Annotated in this window: 10 protein-coding genes; 6 read left to right on the forward strand and 4 right to left on the reverse strand. The window is 39.8% G+C overall.

The window, feature by feature from the left end:
- Window positions 1–245: 245 nt before the first annotated feature.
- Complete coding sequence (locus QV04_RS04655; protein WP_039171789.1) at window positions 246–1,016, forward strand: DeoR/GlpR family DNA-binding transcription regulator; 771 nt, start codon at window positions 246–248, stop codon at window positions 1,014–1,016.
- A gap of 22 nt (window positions 1,017–1,038) precedes the next feature.
- Window positions 1,039–2,871: a glutamine--fructose-6-phosphate transaminase (isomerizing) gene (glmS, locus tag QV04_RS04660; protein ID WP_065233255.1), complete on the forward strand. Its 1,833-nt coding sequence runs from the start codon at window positions 1,039–1,041 to the stop codon at window positions 2,869–2,871.
- Window positions 2,872–2,956: 85 nt separating this feature from the next.
- Here glmS and dapB read toward each other — a convergent pair whose 3' ends face one another.
- Genes dapB through QV04_RS04680 form a run of 4 tightly spaced genes read right to left on the reverse strand, consistent with a single transcriptional unit; the run spans window position 2,957 to window position 6,182 of the window.
- Window positions 2,957–3,769 carry a 4-hydroxy-tetrahydrodipicolinate reductase gene (dapB, locus tag QV04_RS04665; protein ID WP_039134580.1) on the reverse strand — a complete coding sequence of 271 codons (813 nt, stop codon included), beginning with the start codon at window positions 3,767–3,769 and terminating at the stop codon, window positions 2,957–2,959.
- Between the two features lie 11 nt (window positions 3,770–3,780).
- Entirely contained in the window at window positions 3,781–4,872 is a 1,092-nt protein-coding gene (gene rlmM, locus QV04_RS04670) for a 23S rRNA (cytidine(2498)-2'-O)-methyltransferase RlmM (RefSeq protein ID WP_065233256.1), read from the reverse strand.
- 27 nt (window positions 4,873–4,899) lie between these two features.
- Window positions 4,900–5,295, reverse strand: coding sequence for a DUF423 domain-containing protein (locus QV04_RS04675; protein WP_065233257.1), 396 nt, complete (start codon window positions 5,293–5,295; stop codon window positions 4,900–4,902).
- A complete protein-coding gene (locus QV04_RS04680; protein WP_065230807.1) occupies window positions 5,295–6,182 on the reverse strand; it encodes a transcriptional regulator GcvA in 888 nt (295 codons plus the stop codon). Before QV04_RS04680 ends, QV04_RS04675 begins: the two co-directional genes overlap by 1 nt.
- 539 nt (window positions 6,183–6,721) lie before the next feature.
- Between QV04_RS04680 and argG the strand changes: the two genes are divergently transcribed.
- From argG to pgi, 4 genes are all read left to right on the forward strand, one after another.
- Entirely contained in the window at window positions 6,722–8,053 is a 1,332-nt protein-coding gene (argG, locus tag QV04_RS04685) for an argininosuccinate synthase (protein WP_013745517.1), read from the forward strand.
- Window positions 8,054–8,200: 147 nt separating this feature from the next.
- Complete coding sequence (dnaB, locus tag QV04_RS04690; protein WP_065230806.1) at window positions 8,201–9,649, forward strand: replicative DNA helicase; 1,449 nt, start codon at window positions 8,201–8,203, stop codon at window positions 9,647–9,649.
- A 17-nt stretch (window positions 9,650–9,666) separates the two neighbouring features.
- The gene (gene alr / locus QV04_RS04695; RefSeq protein WP_018346843.1) at window positions 9,667–10,740 is read left to right on the forward strand and encodes an alanine racemase; all 1,074 of its coding nucleotides are present in this window, start codon (window positions 9,667–9,669) and stop codon (window positions 10,738–10,740) included.
- A gap of 23 nt (window positions 10,741–10,763) precedes the next feature.
- The gene (gene pgi, locus QV04_RS04700) at window positions 10,764–12,410 is read left to right on the forward strand and encodes a glucose-6-phosphate isomerase (RefSeq protein WP_065230805.1); all 1,647 of its coding nucleotides are present in this window, start codon (window positions 10,764–10,766) and stop codon (window positions 12,408–12,410) included.
- Window positions 12,411–12,441 lie beyond the last annotated feature (31 nt).

Here is a 12,441-nt window from a genome sequence, read left to right on the forward strand (position 1 = left end):
AGCTCCTTATTTTCAACGGATATAATGATATGAATACTTCCTTTGACAGTATAAAACCTTAGTGCTTTATTGTTTAATTTTTAATTAAAGATCTGTTAACTAAATCACAAATTTTCCTTAAATTTACATTTGGCTTATTGCAAAAAGTGAAGGAAATTTTTTGCTAAAAAGAAATAGCATTTGTCATCATTTTTTTATTTTGCTATATTTCGCTTCGAAATTTATAGGGAGCAGTTCAAAATATAATGGCTAAAAGAAATACTAAACAACGTCGTCACGCTATTCTAAAACGTCTAGAAGAACAAGGTGAAGTAACGGTTGAACAGCTTGTTAATCAATTTGAAACATCAGAAGTTACGATTCGTAAGGATTTGTCTGCATTGGAACAAAACGGATTATTACTGCGTCGTTACGGCGGTGCAGTATTAATGCCTGCCGAAGTGTTGGCAGAAGAGGAAATTGAAGCGCTTTCTCCACAGAAAGTCGCTATTGCTAAAATTGCTGCTGCACAAATTCGTGATCATAATCGTATTATTATTGATACGGGTAGTACTACTTCCGCATTAATCAGCCAGCTTAATAAAAAACAGGGATTGGTGGTGATGACTAATTCGTTAAGTGTAGCCGCTGAATTGAGACAGTTGGAAAATGAACCCACTTTATTAATGACCGGTGGTACTTGGGATGCATCTTCTGATTCGTTTCAAGGCAAAGTGGCGGAGCAGGTGCTTCGTTCCTATGATTTCGACCAATTATTTATCGGGGCAGATGGCATTGATTTGCAGCGTGGTACGACAACCTTTAATGAATTGGTCGGTTTGAGCCGTGTAATGGCAGAGGTTTCACGTGAAGTGATTGTGATGGTGGAATCGCAAAAAATCGGACGCAAAATGCCAAATCTTGAACTGACTTGGCAACAGATTAACTGTTTAATCACCGATGATCATATTGATCCGGCGGTTAAACAACAGATTGAAAATATCGGTGTAGATGTGCTTATTGCCTCTACAAATTAATTGATTTAAAAAGGAAAAAATTATGTGTGGAATTGTTGGTGCTGTAGCACAACGTGATGTTGCTGAAATATTAATTCAGGGTTTACATCGTTTAGAATATCGTGGTTATGACTCAGCAGGTGTTGCTGTAGTAGACAGTAATCATAACTTACAGCGTGTTCGTCGTGTCGGTAAAGTGAAAGCATTAGATGAAGCGGTAGAAAAACAGCCGTTAATCGGAGGTACAGGAATTGCACACACACGTTGGGCAACGCACGGTGAACCGTCAGAAACCAATGCACATCCGCATATGTCGGGTGATATTGCGGTGGTGCATAACGGCATTATTGAAAATTATCAGGAGCTTAAAGTAGAGTTACAACAACGCGGTTATCAATTTGTTTCTCAAACTGATACTGAAGTGATTGCTCATTTGGTGCATTGGGAGTTTGAACATTGTCACGACTTATTAAAAGCAGTGCAACAAGCGGTGACACAATTAACAGGGGCTTATGGGATGGTTGTGATGCATCGTCAACAACCGGAGCATTTAATTGTGGCACGTTCTGGCAGCCCATTGGTTATCGGTTATGGTGTTGGTGAAAACTTCCTTGCTTCCGACCAGTTAGCGTTATTGAACGTGACGCGCCGTTTCAGTTTCTTGGAAGAGGGTGATGTGGCGGAAATTACGCGCCGTAGTGTGACCATTTATAATCGTTTAGGTGAAAAGGTGGAGCGTCCGATTTCAGAATCAAATTTAGAACAGGATGCCGCTGATAAAGGGCAGTTCCGGCACTTTATGCAGAAAGAGATTTTTGAACAGCCAACAGCGATTATTAATACTTTGGAAGGACGTATCGCGCATGACAGCATGATTGTTGAAAGTATCGGTAACAAAGCAAAATCTATTTTGGAAAATGTAAAACACGTTCAAATTGTAGCGTGTGGAACTTCTTACAATTCAGGGATGGTGGCGCGTTACTGGTTTGAGGCATTAGCAGGCGTAAGTTGTGATGTAGAAATCGCTTCAGAATTTCGTTATCGCAAATTTGTTACTCGCCCGAACAGCCTGTTATTAACGCTTTCTCAATCCGGTGAAACCGCTGATACTTTGGCTGCATTACGTTTAGCGAAAGAAAAAGGTTATATGGCGGCGATGACCATTTGTAACGTTGCCGGTTCATCGTTGGTGCGTGAGTCCGATTTAGCCTTTATGACACGTGCTGGTGTGGAAATCGGTGTGGCTTCAACCAAAGCCTTTACCACACAATTGGTATCAATGTTGATGCTAGTAGTAGCTATCGGTAAATTGAATGGCAGTATTTCTCCTGAAAAAGAGAAAGAGATTGTTCAAGCTTTGCATACTGTGCCTACTGATATTGAAAAAGCGTTAGTATTTGATAAACAGATTGAAAAATTGGCAGAGGATTTTGCTGAAAAACATAATGCGTTGTTTTTAGGGCGTGGTGAATTTTATCCAATTGCAATGGAAGCAGCGTTGAAATTAAAAGAAATTTCTTATATTCACGCTGAAGCTTATGCAGCAGGGGAGTTAAAACACGGCCCGTTGGCATTGATTGATGCCGATATGCCGGTGATTGTGGTTGCACCGAATAACGATTTATTGGAAAAAGTGAAATCCAATATCGAAGAAGTGCGCGCCAGAGGCGGTCAATTATATGTGTTTGCTGATGCGGAAGCCGGTTTCCAAGACAGCGATAATATGAAAATTATCACAATGCCGAAAGTGAATGAAATCACCGCGCCGATTTATTACACCGTGCCGATGCAGTTGCTCTCCTATTATGTGGCGATTATTAAAGGTACGGATGTTGACCAACCTAGAAATTTAGCGAAAGCGGTAACGGTTGAGTAAGTTAAAAGCAAATTGGAACAAAATAAGAATGGTGAATAGCGTTTGCTTTTCACCATTTTTTATTTCAAGATTTGGGTTTCGTAGATTAAAGGTTATTCAAATCAAGTACATCGGTCATATCGAATAGACCTTTATCGTGATTAGCCAACCATTTTGCAGCACGTACCGCACCGTTAGCAAAAGTCATCCGACTGGAAGCTTTATGTGCAATTTCGACACGTTCACCTTCATCGGCAAACCAAACAGTATGTTCCCCCACAACATCGCCAGCACGAATAGTGGCGAAACCGATTTGATCCTGTTTACGTTCGCCGGTAATTCCTTCACGAGCATAAACAGCGTGATCTTTTAAGTTTTTTCCCATTGCTTTGGCAATGTGTTCACCCATAGATAACGCTGTACCGGAAGGTGCATCCACTTTATGGCGGTGGTGGGCTTCAATAATTTCAATATCACAATAATCGCCCATCACTTTAGCTGCTTTTTCCAACAGTTTGAACACTAGGTTTACGCCGACACTGTAATTTGAAGCAAAGACAATGCCGATTTTTTCGGCAGCGTGTTTAATTGCCTGTTTTCCCTGTTCATCAAAACCGGTAGTACCAATGACCATTTTTTTATTATTGGCACTACAGAATTCTAAATGCGCCAATGTTCCTTCCGGACGAGTAAAATCAATTAAAAGATCAAAAGTATCTGCTTGTTGTGCCAAATTATCGGAAATGGTAATACCGTTATGACCAATGCCAGCAAGCTCTCCAGCATCACTGCCAACCAAGCTTGAATCTTTTCTTTCAAATGCAGCAGTAAGTTGCACTCCATCTGCTTTGGCTATTGCTTGAATTAATTGGCGACCCATTCGACCGCCGGCGCCAACAACGGCAATTCTTAAATTCATAAATTCCTCAATTAATTATTTGTTAAATAGATATGTACTGAGATCTCTTCACGATCGTGATATAGGTGTTTTGCTTGAAGTTTGTAATCCAGTCCTTCATCTAGCAATTTTTGTTCAATTAGGAAGATACATTTCTGCACCTCTTCATAGCGTTTTTTCATCGGCAATTTGAGATTAAAAATGGTTTCACTGCACCAGCCTTTAATTAACCATTTAGCGATAAGATCCGCAATACGAATCGGTTGTTCAACCATATCGCAAACTAACCAATTAATATGATGATCAGCAGGAGGTTCAAATTTGAATCCATCTTCTGAGCAATGCTCAACACGACCACTTTCCATTAAATGTTCATCAATCTTACCGTGATCAACTGCATAGACAAAGAGTCCACGGCGCACAAGCTGATAGGTCCAACCACCCGGGCAAGCGCCTAAATCAACCGCATAATGATGTTCGGTTAAACGTGCAGATTGCTCCTTTGGAGAGAGAAATGTCTTAATTGCTTCTTCCAATTTTAAGGTAGAACGACTAGGTGCAGAATGTGGGAAGCGTAAGCGTTTAATACCCATAAAATCAGGAGAGTGGTTGTTGTTATAAGAGTAACCGAGATAACAATTTTCTGAATCTGTAAAGAAGAGATGAAGCGTAATATTTTCCCAACGTTTGGTGGTGTCGATATTGAAATAGCCTAGTGTTTTCATTTTTTGTCGTAGCGGTACGGTAAATTTGCGGCAGAATGTGAGCAATTCTTTTGCTTTATTGGTGTCCGCTGTTTCCACCCAAAGATCAGTAAATTGTTCCAATTTCAACGAAGATTCTTTCAATGTTTTGATAATCGGTGTGATTCGATCTGAATTTTCTGTGAAATTCAATTTTTGAATAGCAGCAAACCATTGACGACAGAAAATCATAGAATGGAACGGAATTTCTCTTATTAATGTTTGTGCATCTTCTTTGTTATTACACTCAAAGATAACAAAGGCACTTTTATCTTCTGTTTTAGCAAATCCATAAATACCCAAATTAGCCGCTTTATCAGTGATTTCCGCAGCCAATTCTTTTTCAAAACCGGCACGACAATAGAGTATGATTTGATTCATAGCACTTTCCTGTAAGTTAGAACGATGTTATTTACTAAAAGGATAACGTATCCCAGTATAGATTAAATTACCCCATCCCAATAAAAAGCAGAGACCGCCGAATGGCGTAAGATGCGCTAAACTTTTATTACCAGTAATAGCTAAACAATATAAGCTAAAACAGAATAATACAATACCATAAAGCCAACAATAACCGCTAAAAGCAATTTTTTTGGTTAATTTTTTATCATTAAGAGGTAGTAATGAGAATATAGTAACACCGAATAAAGCGAGTGTATGAAAAACTTGGTAATCCCATCCTATTTCTATCCACAGTAATGCTTGTTTGGAGAGTTGTGTACTTAGTATGTGAGACGAAAATGCACCAAAGGCAACACAAAAAAAGCCATTTAGTGCGGTGAAGATTAAAAAACGTTTAAACATTATTTTTCTTGCTCCATTACTGAAATCAACCAATCACGAAATGCCTTTACTTTATCATCATTTTCACGATCCGGGTGATAAACAACATAAAATGATTTCGGATCTTGGAGTTGTAGCTGCAATACTTCATGCAGGTTGCCCTGCTGAATTTCCTGTTCTGCTAATAATTCATTAGCTAAAACAACACCCTGTCCGTGAATGGCGGCCTGTAACGCCATAAATGTGTGGCTGAATACCGGATTATGTTGCAGATCGATATTTTCTAATTTTAATGCTTTCAAAGCCATCTGCCAGTTATCGCGGTTATGTACGTGCAGCAATGTGTGCTGTTGCAAGTCTTCGGCGTGATGAATTGGATGAGAGTGGAGCAGTTCCGGCGAGGCGAGAATCAGTAATCTAGCCTCTTTCAATCGTTTAACGATTAAACTGTGCCAATCACCTTTACCATAATAAACAGCAATATCAATTTCTTGAGTCAATAAGCCCTCATCTTGATCAACGCCATTAATGCGTACATCAATATCGGGATAAAGTTGATTAAATTTGCTAAGTCTAGGAACCAACCATTGCATACCAAATGTTTGAGGAATATTGATCGAAATCACGTTTTGCTCTTTATTTCTTGTAAGACGTTCGGTTGCATCCATTAATTTTTTTAATATATTAGCAACATCAAAAAAATAAATTTTTCCTGCTTCTGTAAGTTCAAGTGTGCGATTTTTGCGCAAAAAAAGAGCAGTACCTAAAAAATCTTCTAAAATTTTTATTTGGTGACTAATGGCGGCTTGAGTAACAAATAGCTCTTCTGCAGCTTTGGTGAAACTTAAATGTCTAGCAGCGGCATCAAAGGCTTTCAGGGCATTTAAGGGAGGCAAACGTTTAACCATAATTTCGTATCCATTATAAAAACTTTTCGTTAGTATCTATTTCATTTGTTATTAGTTTTTTTTATGCTAAAGATAAAAAAAAATTGTTTGTCTATTGTCAGGTTGACCCCTAGAATGGCGCCATACTTAATGATTGGTCATTCCTTACTAGTTAATGAGTTTCAGATTCTTAAGTATGATGTTGTGTTTGCATATTAGTCTAGATTTTCTAGACTGAGTAACTGAGAAGTTACTCATTTCACTTCCTGTATATTTTTATAAACTCTATTTAGTTTATATGCCACTTAAACTTTTAAGTGGCATTTTTTTCGCCCGGATTTTAGCATAGCCGGATCATCTTCTCTAGAATGATTTTTCTCGAATCGCACTGCTTTCGCTTAAAAAGATATTTTTATGCAAATAAATGAATTTTTATGCATATTTGTTGCATTTTTATTTTTAAATTTTATAGACAGTTGTCTGATTTTAGGGAATAATACCGACTCGGTAAATGTTCGTTTTATCACACTATCAAACACATCTCATTAATAGGAATTAATATGTCAACAACAATTCTTGAATCACTTCCAGTGGGCCAAAAGGTCGGTATTGCTTTCTCCGGTGGATTAGATACTAGCGCAGCATTGCTTTGGATGCGTCAAAAAGGTGCAGTGCCTTATGCTTATACCGCAAATTTAGGACAACCTGATGAAGATGACTACGATGCCATTCCGCGTAAAGCGAAAGAATATGGTGCAGAAAATGCCCGTTTAATCGATTGTCGTAGCCAATTGGCAAATGAAGGTATTGCGGCAATTCAGTGCGGCGCATTCCATATCAGTACCGGCGGCGTGACCTATTTCAACACTACTCCGCTTGGTCGTGCGGTAACAGGTACAATGTTGGTTACTGCAATGAAAGAGGATGATGTCAATATCTGGGGTGACGGCAGTACCTTTAAAGGTAATGATATTGAACGTTTCTACCGTTACGGTTTATTGACCAATCCAAAATTGAAAATTTATAAACCTTGGTTGGATCAACAATTTATTAATGAACTCGGCGGTCGTCACGAAATGTCCGAATTCTTAATTGCAAACGGCTTTAATTACAAAATGTCGGTTGAAAAAGCCTACTCTACCGACTCCAATATGCTCGGTGCAACTCACGAAGCGAAAGATTTGGAATTTTTAAACAGCGGTATTCGTATCGTAAATCCGATTATGGGTGTTGCTTTCTGGAAAGATGATGTTGCAATTAAAGCAGAAGAAGTGACCGTGCGTTTTGAAGAGGGTGTTCCGGTGGCGTTAAACGGTAAAACTTTTGCGAATGCGGTTGATCTGTTCTTGGAAGCGAACCGTATCGGTGGTCGTCACGGTTTAGGAATGTCGGATCAAATTGAAAACCGTATTATCGAAGCGAAAAGTCGTGGTATTTATGAAGCTCCGGGAATGGCGTTGTTACATATCGCTTACGAACGTTTGGTTACCGGTATTCATAATGAAGATACTATCGAACAGTATCGTATCAACGGTTTACGTTTAGGTCGTTTGCTTTATCAAGGTCGTTGGTTCGATCCGCAAGCATTAATGTTGAGAGAAACTGCACAGCGTTGGGTGGCTCGTGCCATTACCGGTGAAGTAACACTTGAATTACGTCGTGGTAATGATTACTCAATTCTTAACACTGAATCACCAAACTTAACTTATCAGCCTGAACGTTTAAGTATGGAAAAAATTGAAAATGCACCGTTTGATCCGAAAGATCGTATCGGTCAATTGACAATGCGTAATTTGGATATTACTGATACACGTGACAAGCTAGGCATCTACACTGAAACCGGTTTGTTATTGAATAACTCTGCATTCCCTCAATTAGGTAAAAAAGAGTAATTCTTTTCCTCTTCTGCAAACCGCTAAAAATCGTTAAGGTTTTTAGCGGTTTATCTTTTGCAGCACGTTTTTGCGCTATTTTTGATCCACGCTTTGGTGTTATTTTTGCTATACTTCTGCGCTTAGTATAGTTAAATGGTGAATAGTATGGCGTGGACTCCGACTCGAACATCTCAGCTTAAAAATTCAACGACAACATTAGCAAAAAATAATAAAGATTTAGAACAATTTACGCCGCCGCACTCATTGGAAGCGGAACAGTCGGTGTTGGGGGCATTACTGTTGGATAACGCCTTGTGGGACAGCGTTGCCGAAGCGGTAATTGCTCAAGATTTCTACACTTATGCCCATCGTATTATCTTTCAAGAGATTGAAGCCTTGTTGAGTTATGGTAAACCGGCGGATTTAATCACGTTGGAGCAGGCATTAAATAGTAAAAATTTAGGCGATTCGGTCGGCGGTTTTTCCTACTTGGTTGAGTTATCGCAAAAAACCCCGAACAGCGCCAATGCTTTGGCATATGCCAATATTATTCGTGAAAAAGCGATCTTGCGTGAGTTGATTGCTGCCAGCAATACCATCTCTGAAAACTGTTATTCCACTAACGGACAGGATGTGAAAGACATTCTGGATACCGCCGAAAGTAAGATTTTGCAGATTTCCGAACAGCGAATGGTCGGCACGGAAAGCGGACCGCAGAATGTGAATAAAATCCTCAAAGATACCGTTAATAAAATTGAGTTGTTGGCACAAAACCCGAATGGCGGAGTAACCGGTATTTCCACCGGCTTTACCGATTTGGATAAGAAAACAGCAGGTTTACAACCCGGCGATTTGATTATTGTGGCGGCACGTCCTTCAATGGGGAAAACCACCTTCGCGATGAATTTGTGTGAAAATGCGGCATTACCGGCGGATCAGGATAAAGCGGTGTTGATCTTTAGCTTGGAAATGCCGGCGGAACAGTTAATGATGAGAATGCTGTCTTCATTGGCAAGGGTGGATCAAACCAAATTGCGTACCGGTCAGATCGAATCTGACGGTGCGGAATGGGATGCGCTGGCAAGTTGTATCGGGATGCTGAAACAGAAGCAGAATATTTATATTGATGACACTTCCGGTTTGACCCCGACAGAACTACGTTCGCGTGCCAGACGTATTCATCGAGAAAGTCCGAACGGTTTGGCATTGATTATGGTCGACTATTTGCAGTTAATGCGAGTGCCGGGTTATGCCGAAAACAGAACATTGGAAATTGCAGAAATTTCACGTTCATTAAAAGCATTGGCTAAAGAGTTGAAAGTGCCGGTGATCGCATTGTCACAGCTAAACCGAAGTTTGGAACAACGTGCCGATAAACGTCCGGTCAATTCGGATTTGCGTGAATCAGGTGCGATTGAGCAGGATGCGGACTTGATTATGTTTATTTATCGAGATGAGGTTTATAATCCTAATTCCGAATTTAAAGGTACGGCAGAGATTATTATCGGTAAACAGCGTAACGGACCAATCGGTAGCGTACGGTTAGCCTTCCAAGGTAATTTCTCGAAATTTACTAATCTTCAGTATGATTCAGGCTATGAAGATCATTATTAATTAACAAAGGCAGTTATATGAAAGCAGCAACGGCAAAGATTAGCTCTCTTGCCCTTAAACATAATATAGAAAAAATTCATTCGCTTGCGCCGAACAGTAAAATTATTGCGGTGGTGAAAGCGAATGCTTACGGACACGGTGTTGAGTTTGTTTCTCAGACTGTACAAGACAATGTAGATTGTTTCGGTGTCGCTCGCTTAGGTGAAGCGTTGCGTTTGCGCTCCAATGGAATTACCAAGCCTATCTTGTTATTAGAAGGCTTTTTTTCCGCCTCCGATTTGCCGATTTTGTCGGTTAATAATTTGGAAACAGTGGTACATTGTGATGAGCAGTTGGAAGCATTATTAGCGGCTAAATTACCGAATCCGATCAATGTTTGGATTAAAATTGATACCGGAATGCATCGTTTAGGTGTGCAGCTGGATGAAGTCGATCGTTATTATCAAGCGTTATCCGCTTCGCAAAATGTTAATCAAATCCGCTTTATCAGCCATTTCAGTCGTGCCGATGAGTTGGACAGTGATTATACCTTAAAACAGCTGGATCGTTTCCTAACCGCTTGCGCCGGTAAAGTGGGAGAAAAAAGTATTGCCGCGTCAGGTGGTATCTTGTTCTGGAAAGATTCTCATCTGGATTGGATTCGTCCGGGCATTATTATGTACGGCATTTCCGCCAATAACACACCGAGCAGTGCTTATGATTTAATTCCGGTGATGACGTTAACCTCATCATTGATTGCAGTGCGTAATCATAAAAAAGGCGAGCCGGTCGGCTATGGCGGTCGTTGGGTAAGCGAAAAAGATACTAAAATCGGCGTGGTGGCAATCGGTTATGGTGACGGTTACCCACGTGATGTGCCGACAGGAACGCCTGTTTATATTAATGGTAGGCGTGTGCCTATCGTTGGAAAAGTTTCGATGGATATGTTGACCGTTGATCTTGGTGCAGATGCACAGGACAAGGTTGGTGATGAAGTCATTTTATGGGGTAAAGAATTGCCGATAGAAGAAATAGCTGAAATTATTGGCGTAATCAGTTATGAATTAGTAACGAAACTTACTCCTCGAGTATTAGTAGAGTATATTGATTAATTTTTAATTAAGGAAAATTGCATATGAAAAATATTAATCCTACTTCAACAAAAGCGTGGCAAGCGTTGTTGCAACATCAAAAAGCACAAAGAGATGTTACTATCCAACAGTTGTTTGCACAGCAACCTGATCGTTTTGATCGTTATTCTTTAAAATTTAATGATGATATTTTAGTAGATTTTTCTAAGAACCGTTTTACAGAAGAAACATTAACTTTATTACGCCAATTAATTAATGAAACTGCTGTCAAAGAAGCTATTGAAAGTATGTTTAGCGGTGAAAAGATTAACCGTACCGAAAATCGTGCGGTATTGCATACTGCATTACGTAACCGCAGCAATACACCGGTTTATGTGGATGGTAAAGATGTGATGCCGGAAGTGAATGCGGTATTGGCAAAAATGAAATCTTTCTGTGAACGTGTTATTTCCGGAGAATGGAAAGGTTATAGCGGTAAAGCGATCACTGATGTGATTAATATTGGTATCGGTGGTTCTGATTTAGGGCCTTATATGGTAACCGAAGCGTTACGTCCATATAAAAATCACCTTACAATGCACTTTGTTTCCAATGTTGACGGTACTCATATTGCTGAAACTTTGAAAAAAGTTGACCCGGAAACAACTTTAGTGTTGGTGGCATCAAAAACCTTTACCACACAGGAAACAATGACCAACGCACATTCGGCGCGTGAATGGTTTTTGGCAAAGGCGAAAGATGAAGCACATATCGCAAAACATTTCGCAGCATTATCGACCAATGCAAAAGCGGTAGCGGAATTTGGTATTGATACCGACAATATGTTTGAGTTCTGGGATTGGGTTGGCGGACGTTATTCTCTCTGGTCTGCCATCGGTTTATCGATCGCACTTTCTATTGGCTTTGATAATTTTGAAGCATTATTAAGTGGCGCACACGAAATGGATAAACATTTCAGAAATACAGCAGTAGAAAAAAATATCCCGATGACATTGGCATTAATCGGTTTATGGAACACTAATTTCTTAGGGGCGCAGACAGAGGCAATTTTGCCATATGATCAATATATGCACCGTTTTGCTGCTTATTTCCAACAAGGTAATATGGAATCCAACGGTAAATATGTCGATCGCAACGGAAATCCGGTTGATTATCAAACCGGTCCAATTATTTGGGGTGAACCGGGTACCAACGGACAACACGCGTTTTATCAATTAATTCATCAAGGAACGACCTTGATTCCTTGTGATTTTATTGCACCGGCAAAAACACATAATCCGTTAGGCGATCATCACCTTAAACTGCTTTCTAACTTCTTTGCACAAACCGAAGCATTGGCTTTTGGTAAAACAAAAGAAGAAGTGGACGCGGAATTTGTTAAAGCTGGTAAAAACCTTGCTGATGTGCAGCACATTGTGCCGTTTAAAGTCTTTACCGGCAACAAACCGACAAACTCTATTTTGGTGAGTGAAATTACACCATTTACATTAGGTGCATTGATTGCGATGTATGAACACAAAATCTTTGTGCAGGGTGTTATCTTTAATATCTTCACTTTCGACCAATGGGGTGTGGAATTGGGTAAACAGTTGGCAAACCGTATTCTTCCGGAATTGGTGGGCAATGAAAAAGTGTCTTCCCACGACAGTTCAACCAACGGCTTAATTAATCAATACAAAGCGTGGCGTTAATATAGTCAGGCAGATTGAAGATTCGGAAATG

The sequence above is a fragment of the Gallibacterium genomosp. 1 genome, assembly GCF_001678575.1.
Classification (GTDB): Bacteria; Pseudomonadota; Gammaproteobacteria; order Enterobacterales; family Pasteurellaceae; genus Gallibacterium.